The organism is Collimonas sp. GW821-FHT02H07 (genome assembly GCF_059421505.1).
In genome coordinates this window covers 2,258-25,905 of the sequence record NZ_JBWKVC010000023.1, presented here as the reverse complement: position 1 = coordinate 25,905, position 23,648 = coordinate 2,258, and the positions used below count along the sequence as shown (strand labels likewise).

The 23,648-nt window shown below is 55.9% G+C and carries 11 protein-coding genes; 10 read left to right on the top strand and 1 reads right to left on the bottom strand.

The genetic code is table 11. The annotated features are described in order from the left end of the window. The first annotated feature begins 48 nt into the window (after positions 1–48). From AC07V8_RS24080 to AC07V8_RS24055, 6 genes are all read left to right on the top strand, one after another. Complete coding sequence (locus AC07V8_RS24080) at positions 49–1,416, top strand: hypothetical protein (RefSeq protein WP_494680834.1); 1,368 nt, start codon at positions 49–51, stop codon at positions 1,414–1,416. Between the two features lie 175 nt (positions 1,417–1,591). Further along, entirely contained in the window at positions 1,592–2,899 is a 1,308-nt protein-coding gene (locus AC07V8_RS24075) for a right-handed parallel beta-helix repeat-containing protein (RefSeq protein ID WP_494680833.1), read from the top strand. Positions 2,900–3,402: 503 nt separating this feature from the next. Then, positions 3,403–4,215 carry a fimbria/pilus chaperone family protein gene (locus AC07V8_RS24070; protein WP_494680832.1) on the top strand — a complete coding sequence of 271 codons (813 nt, stop codon included), beginning with the start codon at positions 3,403–3,405 and terminating at the stop codon, positions 4,213–4,215. Positions 4,216–4,232: 17 nt separating this feature from the next. After that, complete coding sequence (locus AC07V8_RS24065; RefSeq protein WP_494680831.1) at positions 4,233–5,000, top strand: DUF1120 domain-containing protein; 768 nt, start codon at positions 4,233–4,235, stop codon at positions 4,998–5,000. A gap of 69 nt (positions 5,001–5,069) precedes the next feature. Beyond that, entirely contained in the window at positions 5,070–7,508 is a 2,439-nt protein-coding gene (locus tag AC07V8_RS24060) for a fimbria/pilus outer membrane usher protein (RefSeq protein ID WP_494680830.1), read from the top strand. Positions 7,509–7,543: 35 nt separating this feature from the next. Next, entirely contained in the window at positions 7,544–8,134 is a 591-nt protein-coding gene (locus AC07V8_RS24055; RefSeq protein ID WP_494680829.1) for a hypothetical protein, read from the top strand. Positions 8,135–8,534: 400 nt separating this feature from the next. On the opposite strand, the gene AC07V8_RS24050 is transcribed toward AC07V8_RS24055, so the two are convergent. Then, complete coding sequence (locus AC07V8_RS24050; protein WP_494680828.1) at positions 8,535–8,666, bottom strand: hypothetical protein; 132 nt, start codon at positions 8,664–8,666, stop codon at positions 8,535–8,537. Positions 8,667–8,909: 243 nt separating this feature from the next. On the opposite strand from AC07V8_RS24050, the gene AC07V8_RS24045 reads away from it, so the two are divergent. From AC07V8_RS24045 to AC07V8_RS24030, 4 genes are all read left to right on the top strand, one after another. Beyond that, a complete protein-coding gene (locus AC07V8_RS24045; protein WP_494680827.1) occupies positions 8,910–11,393 on the top strand; it encodes an ATP-binding protein in 2,484 nt (827 codons plus the stop codon). Between the two features lie 72 nt (positions 11,394–11,465). After that, a complete protein-coding gene (locus tag AC07V8_RS24040) occupies positions 11,466–12,155 on the top strand; it encodes a response regulator (RefSeq protein ID WP_494680826.1) in 690 nt (229 codons plus the stop codon). Positions 12,156–12,396: 241 nt separating this feature from the next. Then, complete coding sequence (locus AC07V8_RS24035; protein ID WP_494680825.1) at positions 12,397–20,547, top strand: autotransporter outer membrane beta-barrel domain-containing protein; 8,151 nt, start codon at positions 12,397–12,399, stop codon at positions 20,545–20,547. Between the two features lie 288 nt (positions 20,548–20,835). After that, positions 20,836–23,136, top strand: a complete 2,301-nt coding sequence (locus AC07V8_RS24030; RefSeq protein WP_494721503.1) for an autotransporter outer membrane beta-barrel domain-containing protein — start codon at positions 20,836–20,838, stop codon at positions 23,134–23,136. The last annotated feature ends 512 nt before the right edge of the window (positions 23,137–23,648 follow it).

The window sequence follows — 23,648 nt, the reverse complement described above, 5'->3', positions numbered from 1 at the left end:
GAGGCGAGTTCCACCGCGATTCATTTCCTTTATTCGATGGAGGATACATTGAAAACCTTAAACAACAAGCGACTGATCCTGGTGGAGTTGAACGAAGTTAACTTTGAGTTTGCGCTAGCTTATGCTGAGCGCAATGCCCTCATTCATCTGCAGCGCGTGATCAGAGGCATGCAACGTACCAGTTCAGAAATGGACTACGAAAAATTGGAGCCGTGGATACAATGGGTATCAGTCCACACTGGAAAAGTCGCCGCGGAACATCGCATCGTTCGGCTGGGAGATATCGTCGGCAGTGGAATTCCGCAGTTTTTTGAAGTGATTGAGGCAGCTGGATACAAGGTCGGCGCCATCTCTGCGATGAACACGGAAAACCGCCTGCAAGCGCCCGCATATTTCATTCCTGACCCTTGGACTGTCACTCCATCCGATGGATCTTTTTGGAGTACAGCCATAGGCCGTGCTGTGTCGCAAGCTGTCAGCGATAATTCAGACGCGCAGCTAAGCGTCAAGAGCATATTGGCTCTACTGGGAGGTTTAATTCGGTTTGCCAGGCCCTGTAACTATTCCCATTATTTTCGTCTCGCCCTGCGCAGTCGCGGAAGCCCTTGGCGTAAAGCGCTATTCCTGGATCTTTTCCTGCACGACCTTCACCTACGGATGTTTTCGCGAAAGCGGCCTGATTTCTCAACGGTTTTCTTGAACGCCGGCGCTTTCATCCAGCACCATTACCTCTTCAATGCACGCGACGCGGTCAAGAGCAATCTCCGTAATCCCGGCTGGTATGTTCGTGCCGATCAGGATCCCTTCGAAGAAATGTTAGCGGTTTATGACCGCATTCTTGGCGACTATTTTGCGATGGCAGACGTCGATCTGATGATCGCCACCGGCCTTACGCAGAAGCCGTACGACCGAGTAAAGTATTACTGGCGCTTGAAAGATCATATGGCCTTCATGGAGCATATTGGCGTGAATTGCAAGGCAGTTCATCCACGCATGACACGGGATTTCACGATCGAGTTCGATTCCATCGAAGCGGCCAGATATGGCGCCAAACAATTGGCAGAAATAATTTGTGAAACTGACGGAAAGCCGATTTTTGGAGAAATTGATAATCGCGGATTAAGCCTGTTTGTGACTCTGACATACGGCGAGAAAATTGAGAACGAATTGATCGTTAAAAGAGGCAACAAGCGGATCGATCTAAAGCAGCATGTCGTTTTCGTCGCCATAAAAAACGGTATGCACGACGGCAAGGGATTCGTCTACTACAAGGGGAGAGTGGCGGATTTCGCTGTGGAGGACGGAGCTCACGTTAGAGGCTTATATACGGTGGTGTCGAAGTATTTCGAACTGGACATACCAGGCCATGCTGCGCTAGTTCGAGATTCTGAAACAGAAGCCGATTTCCATGCTTAACATGGGGGGCGATTACTCGCATTGCTGATGCGAGAAGATGATTTAGAACGCGTTGTAGTGCGACGCCTATTTTGCACTCGACGTAGCTGCAGGTCGAGCCGATTGAATGGATGTGCGATGGACCGTTCCTGGCTGCAGAGTATGAACAGGCATCGCAAATAAAAGGGCATGCATCGTGTTGAAAGAAATGAAGAGCTGGAGATTTGTTTTGTCATCAAAATCACTGCTTTTTTGTGCTCTGGCGGCTCCCTGCTTCCTGCAGTTTTCAATGGCTCAAAATAGTGAAATTACGGGTGATGAGATATTACACAAGGCTGCCGCTGTCGCTCCGCCTGCATCTTCGAAGATCTTCGAGACTCGTCCGTTCGGCGCCGTTGCTGCGGGAAAAGTCGATTATGCACCGACGATTAGACGCGCCATACAGGCCGCGCAGGAGGCTGGCGGCGGAGTAGTGCGCTTGCCGAAAGGCGAAATCTGGGTTGCTGTGGATGCGTCTGGAAACGCAATTACTGTACCGTCTGGAATATTTCTGGATATGAGGGGAACGATCCTTCGCTTGATCGAGAATGACCGCAGCGGGTATAACATCATTCTGTTCAAAGATAGAGGCGCACCGAGTGGCGCGATAGGCGGAGAGCTAATTGGCGATCGTGATTCTCATCTCGGTAAAGAGGGGGAATGGGGAATGTGCATCGCTGTCAGGGGAGGGGCTAATGTATCGATTAAAGGAACAAAGGCAAGCAAGTGTTGGGGGGATGGTATTTATCTCGGAGCGACCCTGTCAGGCGATCCATCGACTTTTGCAGACAATGTCGAGATTGACGGCGTAGAGGCGTCGTACAACCGTCGTAACAATATCAGTGTAGTAAATGCTAGAGGATACCGAATCTGCAATGTATACGTACATCATGCCAATGGCACGTTGCCGGAATCTGGAATTGGCATTGAGCCAGACAAAGGAGGTTTGGCGAGTGAAGGCCTTTTATGCAATATTCTTTCCGAATTCAACGCAAAACGCGGCTTGATGATTGGCGGTGGCAAGGATCGAAAGATACGCGGATTAAAACTTCAGCAAATAACTTCAAGAAATAATAATGCGGCGGGTTTCTGGCTAGAGGGTGGGCAGGATGTTAAAGCAACTATTCTTACTGCTCACAATAACGCGGAGGAAGGCCTGGTGCTCAATCTTACTGCAGATGTCATTGTTAACGAGTATGCGGGGAAGGGGAACGGAAAAAAAGCGATAAGCGGCCAAAGTGAAATAAGAGTTAATGACTCGAACCGGGTCTCGCTGGGCCGACTTTCTTCTCTTGCTGGACAACGCGCTCAGTTCCAATTTCCAGTCATTGTGGTCAAAAAATCGATGGGCGTCACTGTCGACAAATTTGTTTTGGATTCCGGTCATATCCTGAAAAATTCTGTCTTTGTTGATTCAACATCCGACGCAACTCTAGAGTCAATAACTTTCAAAAAGAGAGAGTGAAATGTCGCTCCGCTTCGGAGTTGATGCTATCTAATTGATCCGGGTGCTGCTGACGTGCAAAGGCAGAAATGAGCTTCCCTCGGGTTTAGGGTTCCAATCGGAAGTTTTATGCATGCATCCCGTTTTCCCCGATTTTTCTCACTGTTCAGCCGGTCCGAAAATCCCGGGACAGGTCAGTCTTTTTAAATCTTAAAAGATAAATCCTTTATTTATTATGCTTGCGACGAGTGGTTCAAATCCCCGTCGTTGTTTATAAGGCCTCCCGAACGGGAGGCCTTTTTCATTTGCACTATAGAACCCGGTTGTGCTGTGCTTTGGCTTGCGAAATTGCCTCTATGCGCGATCGCTACCACGTAGCAGGGTAGTGCCATTTTTTCGGTTGCAGAGCCTTAGAAAAAATTGAAAAAGCACACCTTAAAAAAATCAGCCAGATTCTAATTCATACCCGATATTTTCAAAGACGCTTCTTACCTATAGTAATAACCAGCATCAGGAAGTCGTAGATGAGATTTTTTTTGATTCAACGGCATTGTCTGAAAGTGGAAAATTTACAAGAAAGTCTATCCATGTTTGGCCTTAATCACTTTAGGAAATGCCCAATAGAACAACGGATTTCACATTTCATTGTAGTGGGAGCAGCGTTATCTGGATTGTCGTATTCGATGATATTGCCCGCACATGCTTCACTGGATTTGGAGTCGTCCGTAGTGATCGTCAACCAAACAGATGGTGAAGGGAGCATTGGACTGCGTAACACTTCAAGTGAACCATTATTGCTGCATTCCGAAATAATCGATATACCTGAGGATATCAGCGACGTTTTATTTGTGGCGCCATCGATTACGCGCGTGGAACCCGGTGATACCCAAATAGTTCGCTTCATTCTTAAAGATGATGCAAGCCTGAAGGTGGAGCGTCTCAAACGCGTTTCTTTTGAAGGGATTCCGTACGCCGAACCCAATGTAGTGCGGGTTACGATTCGCCAAAATATTCCGCTCATCATACGTCCGGCTCAATTGCCACCTGATAGCGAGCCGTGGAAGCTTCTGAAATGGGAAAACTTGGCCGGGCAGATCGCGGTTGAAAATACCGGTCCATATGTCGTACGCATGGGGGCAGAAATTCAAGTACAGCCGTCTGGGGATGGCATATTCCTTCCAAAAAATTATATTTTGCCTGGTGAGAGAGTGCTTCTTCGCAGCCAGCAGTTTTATCCCGAGATCAGAAAAATATTATTCAGACCGGCATCGGTTAACGGTTATTTACTGGACAACCAGGAAGCGCTTGTCGTGGAAGGGGAGGTCACAGGAAATTGAATTCATTGAGGTAATTAATGAATGCACCACCCGTAGTAGATTTTATAACCCGTATTTATCTTTCGAAAGGAATAGAGATGAAAGCATGCATTTTATTATTGGCCGGTTTGGGATTGACAACGGTAGCGGGCTCAGCTGCCGGACAAACTAGCCAAGTCATGAAGGTCACAGGGACTCTTACTTCTCCAGCCTGCAAAGTTTCGTTGAGTGATGGAGGAGAGGTGAAGTTTGGTTCCTTCTCCCGGGCCATCCTCAGTCCAACGCAAACAACGCCGATCGGCTCACGTACGATTGATGCCAATGTTGAATGTACAGCTGCCACGGTGATTGCTATCAAGCTTACCGATAATCGCGCTACGGATAAACCCGCAGGAAATATGAGTGTTAAATTTGATCAGATTGCGCCCGGCCCGGCTTTGCAGGTGGCCGCCGATAACCTTTTCGGACTGGGAAAAGCTGATAACGGCAAAGCTATTGGAGCTTATGCGATACGTTTTGGAACCCCGCAAGTAGATGGCAAGGGAGTTTCCTTTCTCGCCAATAATGTCACTACAGCGGCTGCTGGCTGGGCCAATCTGGCATTTCCTGCCGCTTTGTTTGCGCATGGCAGGCCTTATATAGCAGCCTCAACTTCAGCGTCGCCATCTGCAACATCTGCTGCAATTGGTTCACAGTTTAAGTTTCCCATGGATGTAGCGGTGTCTCTGGATGTCAGCTCAAACATTCCGGGAGCAGGAGAGGTCCACTTCGACGGCAATGCGACGATAGAAGTGTTTTATCTATAAGGGATATATTCAGTCAGTGGCGACGCCGGCAATCATGTCACCGCGCAGCCTTTTATTTTTTGGCATGCCATGAGAACGAAGTCGTTTACCGGAATGGCTGTCCTGCTGTTTGTTCCATTGGTATTGCTTATTGCCGCAAACAATGCCAATTCTAAGGATAAATTGTTTGATCGTGAAACCTTGAAGGCCAGAGGGCTTTCACCTGAGATTGCCTTCTTTTTTAAGGATGAAAAGCGCTTTAACAAGGGTGGCAATTATGTCACCCTGTTCGTTAACGGCGTCAAGATTGGCCGGGCTCATGGGCAATTTGACGAGCAAGGAAAATTATGTGCTGATGCGGATTTTCTTAGGCGTGCCGATATCATCGTTCCCCCTCAGGATCATCTTGCGTCATGTATCGATCTGCACAAACTGTATCCGCAAACTATCGTACGCTTGCATCCGAGCCGAGAAGAAGTAGAGCTAATTGTGCCGCAAAACGCTTTGCGTGTTTCCAGCGGATTGAATGTCGATCAGTTTATCAGCGGCGGCACGGCCGGCCTGTTGAATTACGAATTGGCGTATATGAAAGACGGTTCAACGAGCGGCAATACAACAATTCTGGCCAATACCGAGACAGGATTGAATGTGTTTGATTGGATGTTGCGCAGCCGGCAAACGTATTCCCGCTCACGAGAAGGAAAATCAATTTCTCATCTGGGTACGCATGTGAAAAAAACGGTGCCCGGCTACAAATCCGTTTTTCAGGCGGGACAAATCAATGTCGCCGACACGCAATTTAATGTGCCATCTTTGCTCGGCATGCAATTTTTCCCTGAAGGGGCCTTGCTGGAGCAAGCTGGCAACAGCACCTCTGTCGATGGTATTGCGCAAACAGTAGCGCGTGTGGAAGTACGGCAAAACGGCGTATTGATTTATTCAACTGTTGTGCCGCCAGGGCCGTTTTCGCTGACTGGTTTGATGCTCAATCATGCGAGCGAACATCTGGAAGTGAGCGTGATTGAAGAAGACGGCCGGAAGCGCAGTTTCATCGTTCCTGTAACGGCATTTACCTTCAACTATGTTCCTCGCGAAAGGAATTTTTCGATTGCGCTCGGCCGACCAATACGCTACGGGGATGAAAGCAATTATGCAGCAGGAAAAAATTGGTTGGTAACCGCCAGAGCGAATCTACCTTTGGACAATCGCTCCAGTATTGCAGCCGGCGTATTGCTGGCGCCACGATACTATTCGCTTGGCGCACAATACATTACTTCGATCAAGCGGGGGACAGTAGCCGACCTTAACCACCTGTTTTCCTATTCTGCCGGCACCAGGGAGCTGGGAATGCAAGCCACGCTCAATGTTAGCGTTCAACTTGACGAGCGGCTATCTGCCAGCGGTTCGTATAGTTATCGCACAAAAAAATTTCGTACTTTTTCAGATGCATGGGTAAGTCCGGATGGTGCGCCGATCATCGACGGCGTCGATCAGGGCGATTCGCGTGAGTTCGGGTATAAACAAATGAATTTTATTGCGAACTATCAGCACTCCGCCATCGGTAGCGTGGCACTCAACTATTCGCGATTTGGCAGCAGTCAGGGCGCAGGGGTACGCCAGTTTGGCTTGCGTTGGGGGCGAAATTTCAAGAAGAAAAATGTGTCTGTCAGCATTGATCGCAGCATCGGCGTGAATCGAGATTTAATGGTATATGCACGGCTTACTATTCCCTTCGGATCGGGTAGTCTGAATAGTGCGGTCAGTCGCAATAACCGGCGCCAGGCAGTCACCTTTGATTACAGCGATCGCATCAATGAATATGCAAGTTATCGCCTGTCAGCAGAAGGTGGCAATACAAGTCGACCTATCTATAGCAGCGCCGGGTTGTCAATTTTTCCGAAGTATGCGCAGGCTGGCGTCAATGTGGGGAGCTATGGAGCGGGTGGCATTTCGTACAGCGGGCAAATTTCGGGAGGATTGGTTGCCCATGGGGGCGGCGTGACTTTGTCGCCGTATCGTGTGCAGGATACCTTTGCATTGCTGACAGTGCCGGGCCTTTCCGGTGTAAAAATTCAGACGCCGCAAGGACCGGTATGGACCGATGTCAACGGCATGGCAGTTGCTCCTTATATGTCTCCCTATCAGGAAGCTCGACTTGAATTGGTAACGAAAAGTCTACCGAAAAATACCGACGTCAAGAATGGTGTGCGGATAGCCGGGCTGGCTCGTGGTGCGGTCAGCAATCTGATCTTCGGTGTTGTCAGCACACGTCGCGTGCTGCTCAAGATCGTTGATCGCCATGGCAAGCCCATCGACAAAGGCGCATCGATCTTCGATGGGAATGGAACATGGATTACTTCAATCGGCACTGGAGGTACCACCCTTTTGACGGCAGAACAGCTGAAGCAGCCGTTGCGCGTGGCCGATATCGCCGGTTCGGCTTGTTTCGTCGATGTTGAATTGCCGGAATACGCAGCTGTTGATTCTTTTTATGAACGTGCAGAGACGGTTTGCCGCCAAGCGCCATAAGTATCGTTTAGCCAGAGGTGATTTGAGGAATATCAATGAAAGCGGAAAATCCATGGCGCAGGCGATGCATTGCAGTGTGGCTGTGTCTAGCTTGCACAGCGACTGCGTCGCAAGCGCAAGAAAACAGTTCGCCCTCTCCATGTAAATTGATGCTGAGTCGTTCGCAGCTGGAGCTTGGCCGTATCAGTCTGGGAAGCCTGAATCTGATGCGCCGTGCGCAAGGTCAAATTTCGTTAGGCAAGCAGACCTTGACGCTGAATGTGTTGTGCACCGTACCGACGCGCTTTTCGATTCAACTGCGGGGGGATTCTGGTGCCGGAGTAGACGATGCTCATCGTTTAAGCGCAGCGAATGATGCGGCCTGGCTAAAACTGAAATTGCGAGAGGCGCAGGCGGATGGCAAAGCGGTCACATGGACATCCCAACGCGATACTTTGCGCAATGGACAAACGATTGTACTGGCGCCAGGCGACAGCGTCAGCCCTCAGATAGCAGGGCAGAGCATCCCGATCATGCAGTTAGGTGTGGTGGCAGAGGTAGAGATACTGCATGACGCCGCCCGCATGAAATTTTCATCGGATCAAGATTTGAGCGGGCAGTTTTTTTTCGAAATTCACTCTTTTTGAAAGCCGACGTTCGGCCTCTTCCACAATCGGGACGCATTTGATGACTGACGCCTTTTTTTCTTGGACGGGGCGGCCGTCGTCTTGAATGATGAGAAATCTCATCGATCAACAGCGCCAGGTGTCCAGAGTTCAGTCGATGTGATTCAGCGCGGAACGGACCAGCCAGTCTTGCGCCGGTGATGTCACCGATGTTCCAATCTGGAAAATATTGAAGTTGAATTTGTAATGCGTAAAACCCATATCCCCTTGATATATTGGAGTGTAAATATGCATAAATTTCGTTATGCCGCGGATTGTATTTTGATCGTCACGATGACGCTATTATTCAATTATTTTGAATTGTCGCCATGGCGTTGGCTGTCGTCCTGGTTCCATGATCTGGCGCGATTATTTTGAATTTTCAGCTAATTCTTAAAATGCTTTTTGACATGCCCAGCCGATGAGCGGCTTCTATTATCGGTAAGCCTTGGCTTAATCCCATTTCCAACGCCTCGACTTCGCATTCGCTACTATAGTTCTGTGGCGCTTTCATGCACACTCCTTTGAGCATGGTTTACCAAATTTGTATGTCCATTTTTTCAGCTGCCTCAAAATGATGAAACTTCGCGAATGCGAAACCTGTGCATTTCTTAAATCCATTTTTCAATTGACTTTCAATTGACACGTAGGGTTGCTGTAATTGTTAAGGAATGGAATACTGAAATTGATATTTTCCTGGAGCAAATCGCCATTAACATTGCTCAATTTTTGTTGACCTGGTTTCGAAGAGTTTTTTATGCGAAAGTCGACTCTGTTCTTTTTTTTCCTCACCATTTTTACGTCGTCTGAAACCGGTTCAACTGAAACCGATCAAGGCCTGCGTTTCAGTGAAAAGGAAAGACAATGGATTGCAGCAAATCCAATACTGCGGGTCGGCATCGACAGGAATAGTGTTCTGAGTGAACGCATGCAGAACGGTCAATACAAGGGCCTGGCTTCCGGCTATCTTGCATTTATCGCGCGTGTCACCGGACTAAACCTCAAAATGGTGCCATACACCGATTCCCTCACGATTCAAAAAGAAATTGAAGCAGGAAACATCGATTTGAATCCGCTCGTTGTCAAGCTTGGCGACGATGCCCCGACGAACGATGCCACTGCCCATACAGTGTCTTACTATCGCACGTTGACAACAGCGATAACCCTGCCAACTGCGCGACACATATACAGATGGCAGGACCTGGCCGGCAAAACCATTGCTCTCAAATCTGATAGTGCGTACACATTCTTTTTCCGTGAAAAAGATCCATCGATTCGGATTGTTCTGGTCGACAACATGCGCGATGCGCTCCAGGCTGTAGCGGATGGCCGTGCCGATGTCACGTTGGGAGAAGGCGCGTTGAGTCTGGACGCGATGTCGTTTCGGACGCTAAGTAGCGAGTTTGCCGAGAAACTGAGTATTGCCGGAAAAATCGACATAGGCCCCCTCAATGTCAGTATGTCGGTAAGGAAGGACGCCCCCATCCTCGCCGCAATCATCGACAAAGCTCTGTATTCCATGACTGCAAGGGAAAACGAGCAATTGGCGCGTGAGTGGGAAGCCGGCATCGGCTTTCGCCATCGTACTCTATCCAATTTGCTTATTGACTATGCGGTTGCAATAACGCTCTGCCTTCTAGGTTTTATGCTGACGATCCTTTTTGCCTGCCGCGAGCGCATCGCAAGGCGTCGTGCGATACGTAGCGAGCAGGAAAAGTCGATGTTCCTGGCAGTCATGAGTCACGAAATACGTTCGCCGATGAATGCCATCGTCGCCTCCATCGAACTATTGCAACAATCCGATACGGGAGAACAGTTTCAGAAAACGTTGAAGGTAGCGGATGCTGCGTCGGAGACGCTGCTTGGCTTGCTCAACAATATTCTTGACTTCTCCAAGCTGGAGGCCAAGAGCCTCACATTGACGGCCGTCCCCTGCGACATCGGCAATCTGGTGCAAGAAACGGTCGATATGATGTCCGCCAAGATACAGGCCAGGAGAGTGCCGATTCATGTCGTGGTGGATGTTCCGCCAGACATCCTGATTGTCATTGACACCGTGCGGCTGCGTCAGGTTTTGCTCAACCTGCTATCGAATGCCCGCAAATTTACCGAGCACGGCAAGATACAGGTGGCGGCTGCCGTCCATACAGCATCAGCCGGACAAGATCACGGTCATAATCAAGGTCATGATCAAGGTCAACTCACCGTGGACGTTATCGATACCGGCATCGGCATATCAAAACAAAATCAAAAGCATCTGTTCCGCCCTTTTTTTCAGGTCGATGCGTCGATTTCCAGCCGGCATGTCGGTTTTGGACTAGGGCTGATGATCTGCCGCGAGCTGATAGCGTTGATGGGAGGGCGGATAAAGCTGCGCAGCGACCAGGGAAAAGGGACTACCGTCAGCTTCACCGTACCTTGTCAATGCATCCCGCGCGCAATGACAGAAGTTGAAGCAAGTCAAAAAAACCTGTCTGAGGCGGTTCCTGTACAACAAGCGCTGACGATGCAAGCGCCATCCCCGCTCATCCTGGTGATCGAAGATCAATGGGTCAATCAATATACGATTGGGCGGCAACTAGAGGTGCTGGGCTGCACCGCCGTGATTGCGGGCAGCGGCGCGGATGCATTGCAGATTCTGAAAGAGGAACAGAAAAATCCATCCGGGAAAAAGCAGATATCCCTGGTGCTCATGGACTGCTACATGCAAGAGATGGACGGCTATGCCACCGCCAAAGCCATCCGCGACAACATCCTCAACAGGGCACAATACCTGCCCATCATCGCCGTCTCCGCCGCCACCGATACGGCGCACAGGAAAAAATGCCTGAGCAGCGGGATGGACGACATTCTCGAAAAGCCCTTGAGGCTCGATGATCTGAGGAAACTACTGCAAGCCTGGCTGCCAGATACCGCCTTCGCCGAGGGAGCTGTGTTCCTTCAGCCTATACAGGGAGCGGAGCTATACGCTCTGTTCGTTCACTCGATATGCAGCGATGTCGGCAGGATGCGGCAAGCCTGCGCTGACCGCGATATCACAATGCTGCGGCATCTCAGCCATCGGATCAAAGGGAGCGCTCCGATGTTCGATGCATGGGAGGCGGGAGAACTGGCCGATTCGCTGGAGTCGGGGTTGCATGTTCCGGGCGATATCGATTGGGATATCGTGCGAGATGCCATTGACGCCCTGGCTGACATAGTCATGCAGCTCGACAACAAGCTGACAGTCGAGGATGGTTAGCCGATGTCTTCAAGTACGTGAAAATCTATTAATATTTCTATTCCGATATTTGTCAGTCAACCGAGGAAGAACATGCCAAAGCCGATTCGTATTTCCCTGCTGGACGATCATCATGTCACTCTACATGGGCTCGCGGGCTTGCTGGCGACCCAGGCAGATTTCCAGGTAGTCGGGCTGTATTCGCGTAGCCAGGAATTATTTGCTGGCTTACGCGAGAATCCGGCCGATGTCCTGGTGATCGACTATGCGCTCGGGCCGAATGAAATTGACGGCGTAGCCATGATCAAGTCCTTGCGATTGCAATTTCCCGCAAGTCAGGTCCTGGTTGTTTCCGCCTGCTGCAACCTCAGCAGGGTATCGCTGGTGCTTCGGGCCGGAGGTCTTGGTTATGTCAGCAAGACGCAAAACCCGGAGGATATAGTGAGCGCGATACGGACGGTCGCTGCAGGGAAGTGCTATGTACCGTCATTGGTCATCAAGGATTTTTCGCAAACAATAAGCCGAAAGAAGAACGACATCGCGGAGCCTGACATATCATCATCCGATAATGAATTTCTGATACTCAGCACATCATTGACTGTGCGGGAAAAGGAAGTCCTGCGCTGTTTTCTGGAAGGCATGAGCATCAAGGAGATTGCCGACAAATTCTCACGCAGTCCAAAAACCATCAGTACGCAAAAGTGTTTTGCATTCAAGAAGCTGGGCATTCGTAACGACAGCGATTTTTTTCTGATGCGCAAGCAAATGGGGCATATAGTCTGAACCCGGTTGATGGTCATCCCTCCATTTTTAACAAAAATGAAAAACAGAGGCCAAGCTGCATTGAGCAAGGCATATCTGAAATGTCAATCGCATTAGAAATATTGTTGTCATGCAACAAAATTGACTTATTCTGACTAGTCCTAGTGTTATTTGGATAAATCTCGGACCCATCCAATATCTAAGAAAATTCTGAATCTTCATACTCGCTCCTATCGAAATTTCATCTTGATAGGAGTTGACAATGAACAAAATCCATCGCGTGCTGTGGAACGAAGCCACCGGCACTTTCACTGCGGTTGCAGAAACCACCAAGAGTAAAGGCAAGCGCTCAAGCAGCGCCCGCAAATTGCTGGCCACGGCAGCGATGGGGCTGACCCTGTCCGGCGCGGCATTGGCAGCCGATGCAACAAGCGGCTCTGACAGCGGCTACCAAGGCGGCAATATCGTCGTCGACGCCGGCAGCCTGACCGACCTGGTGACAGAAGGCAGCGCCGATACCAGCGTGGCCGATGCATTTGCGGCTATTGCAGCGAAACCGGCTGCTGCGGGCGTTGCCGGCATGGCGCGCTCGATCGGCGTGCTGGATACCGACATTACGATTCCGGCTAACTGGAATCAGACCAATAGCAGCGACGGCAGCCAGACCACCGTCGTGAACGACGGCAGCACGGTCAACCTGACCGGCAATACACAATTTGCGACTGCTTCAGCTCCCTATAGTGTGCTCCCCACTTTGGCTGCCGCTATCGCCGGAGGCTATGTCAATACCTACGGCGTAGACATAAGCCACTATCAGCAGTTGGTGATAGGTGCCAAGAGCAATACCATTTCGGTGCCTGATCCGATCACTGGCAACATGACTACAGTGTCGGTGTACACCGATTCGGCGTTTGCACAAGGCACGCTGGGAAGCGGTTTTGCCGGTTCGGGCAATCAGGGGGTCACAGTGTTTACACCCGGTGCATCCATGTACTTCAACGCCCGGATAGGTACGGTCAGTAACGGCACACTCAACGTTGATCTGGGTAGCAGCACCGTTAATCTTGGCGCGGCCAAGCAGACTTCGCTGGTACTGGCGGACGGTACGCGGGGTACAGCCGCTGAAGCGGTCTGGACTTCCGGAAATGTGATGAACTTCGGCACCGGACTGCAGCAGTCGACGGCGGGTCTCGCCCCTTACGACAGAAGTTACAACGCCTTGCTGAACTACACCGGTAATTTTTCGGTGACCGACAGTCATAATGTCACCACCAACCACAGCGTCACGGATCTTGCTTCGCTGCAAACCTATAACAACTGGCTGGTGCAGCAGATGCAGGCCGGCAACATCGCTGCATCTACCTACGACGCCAATCTGAACCGTGCATACAGCAACCAGACCGTCACCGTCAACATCAATCCGCTCGGGTTGGGCAACACGATCGATCCAAGTGATCAGCTGTTGCTCCCAACCGGCAATCAGACCTTATTGCAGGCCGATGGTCCTAATGCCAGGGCGACTATCGCCAATCCGGCGGGTACCACTGTAACTCTGCAAGCTGCCACAGCCTTGCTGGCCACCAATGGCGGTACGGTGATCAACGATGGCCGCATTGGCCAATCCAATGACCAGTCTTTCGCTTTCAACATTCAAAGCGGTTCCACCGGTATCAACAATGGCGTGCTCACAACTGGCTACGCCACTAGGTCCGCCGATGCATCTCCCGACAATCCCAATGGCGTATACATGACTGGCGCCAACACTGTCACCGATGCCGGTTCGCAGCTGATCAATAACGGCATCATCAATGTCGGTGCGACCACCTCACGCACAGATAACGTGAGCCAATATGTGCCCGTCAAAGCACTCAACGACGGTACATTCATCAACCATGGTGCGATGAATATCGGTGTCAATAACTCAAGCACAGTCAGTTCGGTGACCGGTGTCACAGCGCAGGCTCAAGGTACTGCGATCAATGCCGCGGATGGCGTGATGTACATCGGTCGCGGGGCCAGTGCCGATATGTCCGGCGGCAGCCTGGCGGCTGGCGGCGCAGACACGCAGATTGCTGCGGGCGGTCAGGCCATTCTCGTGTACGGCGGCGGTAACGCAGACAATCAAGGTCGGATCGTGATCGGCAGCGGTATGCAGAATGCCAAGGGCATTTTGGTCAATCCGAGTGCTTCAGTCAATAATGTGATCAACCACGGCACCATCGACGTCAATGGCGCTCGCAGCGGCTCGCCATTGACCAATATCGGTATCCAGGTCAACGGCCAGACCAATGCCAGTTCTGTGATTGACAATGCTGGCACCATCAATCTGAATGGCGTCAACGGCATCGGCATTCAGGCGACTGGCGGTGGCAAGGCTACCAGCTCCGGCACGATCAACGTCTCGGCGCCGGTTGGCGCAGACCCGACGCTGCCTAACTACGGCCTGTGGGCCGACGGCGCTGGCAGCTCGGTCGGACTGAGCGGCACGGTCAACCTGACCGGCGACCACGCCATCGGCGTGCATGCCCGTAACGGTGGCAACATCGCCATCAGCGGCGACGGTTCCGTCAACTTTGCATCGGGCAGCAACCAGATCGGCTACTTCGTCTACGGCCCGAGCTCGACCATCACCAATACCGGCATCGGTGCGCAGGACGTCTCGAGCGAAGGCTCGACCCTGTTCCGCATGGCGGCGGGCGCCGGCTTCACCGGCGGCGCCGGCGCGGCTTCGCAGCTCACCGCTTCGGGTAAAGATTCTGTTGCCGTGGTGGTGACCGGCAAGGATGCGGCCAGCGGCAACGCCAGCCATTTCAATTCGGGCGGCATGACCATCAACCTGACTGGCGATGGCGCCACCGGCGTACTGGTCGAAGGCGGTGCGCAAGGCACGATTGCCAATACGGCCACCATCAACCTGAACCAGGCCAACGCTACCGCGGCGATTGTCGACGGCCAGGCGCATGACCTGGCGGGCAACGCCAGCGGCGCGATCGACGCGAGCACCAGCCTGACGGCGGGTGCGACCCTCAATTCGTCCCTGGACGGCGTGACCGGCTATATCGCCAGGAACGGCGCCTCGCTGACCAACTCCGGCAACATCGTCTTCACCGGCGCCAACGCCACCGGCATCGCGGTGGATGAAGGTTCCACCGGCGCCAACACCGGCAACATCACGATGAACAACGGCGGCGTCGGCCTGGTGGCCAGTTCCACCGGCGCAGCGACCACGCTGAACAATTCGGGCAACCTGATCCTGGCCGGCGGCAGCAATGCCAACCGCACGACGGGCATTTCGGCCCACGGTTCGGCGGTGACGGTCAACATGACCGCCGGCGAGATCGACATGCAAGGCCAGGGCGCGATCGGCGTCGAAGCGGCCAATGGCGCAACCGTCAACCTGTCCGGCACGGCGGTGCCCAAGTTCGCCGCCGACGGCAGCGGCGTGACCGACCAGGTTGCCTTCCGCCTCAATGGCGCGGGTTCGACGGTCAACACCAATGTTGCACCGGGCACCGTGCTGGACGCCAGCGGCGCCAACTCGACCCTGTTCCGTCTGGACAATGGCGCGAGCCTGGGCGGCGTGACGAACTTGCGCACCTCCGGCACCGGCGCCAAAGGCATTGCCGCGTCCGGCGCCGGCACCGCGGTAGACGTGGCCAGCGGCAGCCAGTTCGATGTGGCCGGCCAGAATGCCAGCGCGGTCGCGGTCTCCGGCGGTGCGCACGCCACCTTGCAGGCTGGCGTGAACATCAACCTGACAGGCAGCGGCGCCATTGCCGGCGTGGTAGACGGCAACGAATACGACCTGGCCGGCAAGGTGATTGCCACCGGCACCGATGCGCAGCTGATCAACAACGCCACCCTGACCTCGGGCCTGTCCGGCGCCACCGCGCTGGTCAGTCAGAATGGCGGCAGGCTGGTCAACAACGGCGCCATCACGATGACCGCCGGCAGCGACAACACCGGCATCAAGGTGCTGGGCGGCCAGCTGCAAAATCAAGGCAATATCTCGGTGGACGGCGTCGCCGTCTATGTGGAAGGGGCCAATTCGGTCATCAACAATACGGGCGGCGACATCGTCGCCACCGGCGGCGAAGCGGCGATCAAGCTGGGCCAGGATGCGTCCTTGAACCTGGTCGGTTCGGGCGTGGCGACGGTCACCGCCCAAGGCACTGCGCATGGCGTGCTGATCGGCGCCGACGCGGCCGGCCTGACGGCCGACGGCGCCACCATCAACGTCACCGGTTCCGGCAACGGCATCGAGAACCAGGCGGAAATCGCCGGCATGCAGTTGAACAACGTCAACTTCACGGTGGCCAACGGCGCCGGCATCCGTACCGGCAACACGCTGGCGCAGACCAACAGCGGCGCGATCACGGTCAACGGCAGCGGCGCCGGCATCGCCTTCACGAACGCCGACGGCTCGATGACCGACAAGGATCTCGACATGTCCGATTCGGCAGCGCTGGTCATTACCGCCACTGCAGCGGGCGGCCACGGTATCGTCACCAACACCAGCGGCACGGTCCACAGCGGCGCCAGCGTCAACATCGCCAATGCGGCCGGCGGCGAAGCGCTGGTGATCGGCGGCGCCACGGCGGCAGTCACGCAGTCCGGCGTGCTGGCTTCCCAGAGCACGACCGCGGCGGTGGTCAATACCGGCGCGGCGACCAGCTTCACCAACACCGGTACGATCCAGGCCGTCGATGCGGCGCATGACGCGTTCGCCTTCGGCAGCAACGGTATCGCACTGACCAATGCGGCCGGTGCGCAGATTCGCGGCGCGGTCGCCCTGAACGGCGCCAACAACACCGTCGCCAACAGCGGCGTCATCGACGGCGCGATCACTGCCGGCAATGGCAACAACACGCTGACGGTAGCGGACGGCGGCCAGGTGAGCGGCGCGATCGCCCTGGGTAACGGCAACAACACGGTCGAACTCGATGGCGCTGCCAGCGTGACGACGGTGGCGGCCGGTTCGGGTTCCAACACGTTCACCCTGAAGGGCAACGGCCAGACGTTCACCTCGCTGGACGGCGGCCTCGGCGCCGGCACCGACGCCTTGAACTTCGACGGCCACAGCCATACGCTGAGCGACGCCGGCGCGTTCCAGAACTTCGAGCAGTTGAACCTCAAGAACGGCTCCAGCCTGACCTTGGACACCGCACTCAAGCTGGGCGACAACGGCAGCGATGTAGGCACCTTGTCGGTCGACGGCAGCAGCACGCTGAACGTCAACCTGACCTCGCTCAACAACACCCTGGCGGGTAACGGCGTGGTGAACGTTAATGCCGGCGGCAACGCGTTCGATTTCACCGGCAATGCCGGCAATGCGTTTGCCGGCACGGTCAACCTGGCCGACAGCACGTTGAACCTGGCAGCCGACAATACCGCCGCGCTGACCCATGCCACGCTGAACCTGGGCGCCGGCAGCACCGCCACGGTGGGCGCGGGCGCGCAGCAGATCGGCGGGCTGGCCTTCAACGGCGGCACGGCGGTCTTCGACGTGACGATTCCGTCCGACAACGTCGCGGCAGGCACGGTCGCCACTTCCGGCAACCTCAATGTGATGGGCGCCGGCACGGTGCAGATCAAGCTGCCGGACGGCGGCCTGGACAACGATGCGCCTATCGTCGACACCACCCTCAACCTGCTGGCGCAGGATGACCAGGAAGTCATGGTGCAGCTGGCCAAGAGCAACGGCACCGTCACCGGCACCGCCGGCAGCCTGGCGCTGGTCGATCAGCACGGCAACGTGGTCTCGAACGCCCAGCAGGTCGATATCACCCAAGGCGGCAGCAAGGTGGCGGAAGCGACCTACGACTATCGCCTGATGACCGGCACGGCGCAAGACGGCCTGTACGTCGGCTACGGCTTGAAGCAGCTCGATCTGCAAGGCACGGGCAGCGACGCCCTGATCCTGGCGAACCGGGAAGGCGCCAGCGGCGCCGCCGGCGACCTCAGCGCCAAGCTGACCGGCAGCGGCGACCTGGCGATCGACACCGGCGCGGGCAACACCGTGTCGCTGTCGAACGGCAGCAACGACTACACCGGCGCCACCGATGTCCGTTCGGGCACGCTGCTGCTGGCCAACAACAATGCGCTGGGCCAGACCTCGGCATTGAACATCGACAACGCTGCGGCAGTCGACATGGCCGGCCACAGCCAGGCCATCGGCGCCTTGACCGGCGCCGCAGGCTCCACGCTCGACCTCAACGGCGGCGCGCTCACCATCGCCAATGGCGGCGTCAGCGACGGCACCTTGCAGGGTGCCGGCCAGTTGAACCTGGCAGGCGGCACCTTGACGGTGGACGGCGCCAACGCCGGCCTGTCGGCAGCGACCTCCATCGCCGCCGCTGCGACTGCGGTGCTGAACGATGTGCAAGGCCTGGGCAGCGGCGCTATCGCCAACGACGGCAGCTTGCAATTGAACGGGGCAAGCGGCGTCTTCGGCAATGCGCTCTCGGGCAACGGCTCGGTGCATCTGGATACAGCGACCTCGATTGCTGCGCTGGGCAACAACAGTGCTTTCAGCGGCTCGTTCGACATTGACGCCGGCGCCACCCTGACCGTGGCAGACGCCGCCAATCTGGGCAGTGCCAGCGTCAACAACAGCGGCGACCTGGTGGTCAACACCGCCACCGACTGGACCATTGCCAACGCCGTCACCGGCGCCGGCAATGTCACCAAGGCCGGCAACGGCACGCTGACTGCGGGCGACAACCTGGCTTACACCGGCACGACCAGCATCGACGCCGGCACCCTGATCGCCAACGGCACGCTCGGCGCGCCGGGCGCAGGTGAAGTCACGGTGGCCAGCGGCGCCGCGCTGGCCGGTCTCGGCACGGTCAGCGGCCACGTCAGCAATGCCGGCACGATCAGCGCACTGAACGCGCTGGCCGGCCATGCAAGCGACGCCGCCAGCACCTTCACGCTGGCCAACGGTTTGAACAACAGCGGCGTCGTCTACCTGGCCGGCGGCCAGGTGGGCAACCAGCTGGTGGTCAAGGGCGACTATGTCGGCAACAACGGCGCGGTCGTCATCAACACCGAGTTCGGCGGCGATAACTCGGCCACCGACAAGCTGGTGATTGATGGCGGCCACGCTTCCGGCGATACCGGCCTGATCGTCAAGCAAGCCGGCGGCGCCGGCGAGCAAACCAACGTCGGCATCCAGGTGGTGCAGACCGCCAACGGCGGCACCACCGAAGCCGATGCGTTCAAGCTCGATGCGCATTCGACCGGCTACCGTAGCGGCGTCGGCACGTTGTCGGCGGGCGGCTACGACTACAGCCTCAAGCGCGGCGGCAATGGCGGCGTGGCGGACGACTGGTATCTGGTGTCGGCGCTCGAAGAAAAGCCGGTCACGCCGCCAAACCCGGGCGAGGGTGGCGGCGGTGGTGGTGAAAATCCTGGCGAGAAGCCTGTGCCGCCGACACCGGAAACCGATGTCATTTCGCCGGAAGTCGGCGCCTATTTCGGCGCCCGTACCGCAGCCACCTCGATGTTCACGCATACCTTGCATGATCGTCAGGGCCAGGGCGCTGGCGTCACCACGCAGACCGGCGTGCCAGCGATCGACGGCAACGCCTGGGTGCGTGTCGAAGGCAGCCAGAACCGCGGCGACGGCGTCGGCGGCCTGCGCATCGAAAATTCAGGCAGCCTGCTTCACGGCGGCGCCGATGTGTTCCGCTTCTCGGACGGCGGCGAAGGCAGCGTGCGGATTGGCGCGATGGCCGGCTACGGCAGCAACACCACCCGCTCGACCGGCCGCATCCTGGGCCAGGACGTCACCGCCAGCGGCAAGGTGGAAGGCTACGGCGTTGGCCTGTACGGCAGCTGGTACGGCAACCGCGATACCAGCACCGGCCCGTATGCGGATGCCTGGATCAACTACGGCGCCTTCAGCAACACGGTCGGCGGCGCCGGCACCCAGAGCGACAGCTACCGCTCGCATGTCATGAGCGCTTCGCTGGAAGGCGGTTATGCGTACTCGCTGTTCGACAACGGCCAGAGCAAGGTTTCCATCGTGCCGCAAGCACAGGTGATCTACTCGAACTACAGCGCGCCGGATCACACTGCCAACGGCACCATGATCTCGGGCCTGTCGGGCAACAGCGTCATGACCCGTCTTGGCGTACGCCTCAACGGCAGCTTCGGCATCGGCAGCGATCACCAGATCAATCCGTTCATCGAAGAAAACTGGAAGCACGGTCCGGCGACGCAAAACGTGATGATGAACAGCAATACGTTCAACGACAAGCAGCCGTCCGATCGTCTGGAAACCAAGATCGGCGTGCAGGGACAACTGAGCAAGAACGTCTCGGCCTGGGGCTCCTTGAGCGTCGAAGCCGGTGCGGGCAACTACCGTTCGGTAGGCGGGCAGGTGGGGGTGAAGTACACCTGGAAGTAAGCGCCGGTGATGCCTCGGCGTACTGAGGTAGCAAGGTAGTAAGGTAGTAATCCATAGCGGGGCGCTCGATGAGTCGGGCGTCCCGTTTTTTTTGCGGTGACGCACACGGTGGAGCGCGCCCGATCGGCTTGGATGTCTGGCGCGCATAAGTCATTGTGCAGTTTCACAGCGGAATCTGTTTTCCAAGGCTGACGCTATTGTTTTTATAGATTGTTTCATCATTGCCTTATATCAAAGCACGGGCCGGATCAACATAATTTCTCCTTGGTCAATATAAAGGAGCGATGAATGAATACCGTCTTTAGAACTATTTGGAGCCAGACTCTGGCAGCCTGGATTGCAGTATCTGAGTTGGTCAGCGGCTGCAAAAAGAAAGCAAGCGTCAATCGCAGGCGCGCGCAATGTTCGCCTGTGCTGATGGCGGTGGCGTTGCTGGGCGCCGGCTTGAGCGTCGCAAACAGCGCATATGCGGCAGCCGGTCGCATCGCCGATAGTGCCGCTTCCGTGGCGGGCATTCCTATCTATATAGAAGGACTTCCGGTCGTCTGGGAGGACGTCGTCCTCAGCGGCGCGGATATCTTTATTCTCGATGGCGGCATCATGGAACTGTACGGTACTGCGGGCGGCGGTACCGACATAGAAAATACGACCATCGAAACCGGCGGCCAGCAGATGGTGTATTCGGGCAGCCGTGTCGCCAATACCGTCATCGACGGCGGCATCCAGACGATCGACGAAACGGTCACCTGGAAAGGCGGTCCTAGCGGCGGTCCAGCGATGGCGACGGACACGATTGTCAACGCCGGCGGCGTGCAGAATGTATATGCCGGCCAAGCCAACGACACGATTGTCAATAGCGGCGGTACGCAGAATATCTATAAGAGCGGCATTTCGAACGATGCCTCGGTCAATGGCGGCGTGCAGAACGTCTACGATGGCGCAACCTCGATGCGTACTCTGGTCGATGACGGCGGCAGCGTCAATTTGCATGGCGGCGCCAGGGCCAGCCAGCTGATTGCCGGCAACGGCGGCATCGTCAACGTCATGGAGAACGGTGTCCAGATCATCGACAAACTGGAATTGCGCAATGGCGGCAGCTTGAACTTTGTCTCCGACGGCGTTTTCAAGACCTTGACCGTCAACAATCTTGTCGGCAGCAACGGAAAAATGATCATTAACACGATGTGGGGCGACGATAACGCCGCCACTGACAAGCTGATCATCGACGGCGCCTGCCCTGGCGGCGGTTCCGGCGTTGTCACGCTGCCTGGCGCCTGCCAGCCGGGCGACAACGGCCATGTATCGGGTGAGACCGGCGTGGTGGTCAAACATGCCGGCGGCAGCGGTGCGCAGACCAATGTCGGCATCCGGATTGTGGAGACCATCAATGGCGCCACGACCAATCCCGATGCGTTTACCTTGGACCCGGCTTCGGACGGCTATCGCAGCGGCAAGAACACGATTGCCGCCGGCGGTTACGACTATCGCCTCAAGCGCGGCGGCGACGGCGGCGTGGCGGATGACTGGTATCTGGTGTCGGCGGTGGATCCTGTGGAACCGCCGCCGGAGCCGCCGCCTCCCGTTCCACCGCTACCGGTTGATCCTGTGATCAGCCCGGAAGTGGGCGCCTATTTCGGCAACCGCCAGGCGGCTTCGACGATGTCCGTGCATACGCTGCACCAGCGCCAAGGCCAGGCACCGGGCATGGCGGCGGAAGACGCCGCAGGCGGCATCGACGGTGCGGCCTGGGCGCGGGTGGAAGGCCAGGACATTTCGCGCAAGAGCGCCGGCGGCAGTCTCGACGTCGAAGCGAAGCAACGCCTGATCCATGTCGGTGCGGACGTTTTGCGCTTCAAGGATGGCGGCGACGGCAGTTTCCGCGTCGGCGTGATGGGCATGTACGGCACCGCCACGACTTGGTCAACCAACCGCACCCAGCTGTGGTCGGGCGATATGCTGGGCACGGCGCGCGGTACGGTGGACGGCTACAACGTTGGCCTGTACGGGACTTGGTACGGCAACCGCGACATCCTGTCCGGTCCGTATGTGGATAGCTGGCTGATGGCAGGCCGTTACAACAACACGGTGGGCGGCGCCGGCCTGGCGACCGAGCAATACCGTTCGCGCACGCTGACGGCATCGATCGAAGGCGGCTACTCGTTCCCGATCTACGATCAGGACAAGACCAAGCTGTACCTTGAACCGCAAGCGCAGATCGTCTACGGACGCTATCGCGCCGGTGATTTCACGGAGGTCGGCGGGACAGCGGTCGGCGGCCAGAACAGCAGCAACCTGCTGACGCGCCTGGGCGTGCGCTTGCACGGTTCATCGGCGGATGGTCCCGGTCCGGACATGCGTCCCTACGGCGAGCTGAACTGGTGGCATGGCAGCCAGTCGGCGCCGTCGATGACGATGGATGGCAACGTCTTCCGCGACGACCTGCCGCGCGACCGGGCGGAAGTCAAGGTCGGCCTGCAGGGGCAGGTCACGAAGGCGATCTCGGTATCAGCGCTGCTGGGGGTGGAGACCGACCTGGGCGACTACTACGCTGTCAAGGGCCAGGTGGGCATGAAATACAGCTGGAAGTAATTGTCCTATTCATGGACAGAGTCATCTGGGTCGGAATGAAGTTTCTGCAAAAAGCGCAGAACTACACCCCGACCCCAGTTAGCTGCTGCGTAGGTTAAACGCGACGAAAACCGGACTGTGGTTTTGTCGTGTTTCATGCAATTCTCAATAAGGAGTCATCTGGGGTCAGAGTGAACTTTCGCGGCGCTTTATCGCGAAACTTCACTCTGACCCCACATGACGGATTCGGAGAAAGGCAGTGCGCATTCGCCGTTTTTTTAACGATGAGACGTCGCACTCCGTGGCCCGCTAAGTGGGGTCGGAGTGAAGTTTCTGCAAAAAGCGCGCAGAACTACACTCCGCCCCCAGTTAGCTGCTGCCTAGGTTAAACGCGACGAAATCGGACTGCGGTTTTGTCGCGTTTCATGAAATTCTCAATAAGGAGTCATGTGGGGTCAGAGTGAACTTTCGCGGCGCTTTATCGCGAAACTTCACTCTGACCCCACATGACGGATTCGGAGAAAGGCAGTGCG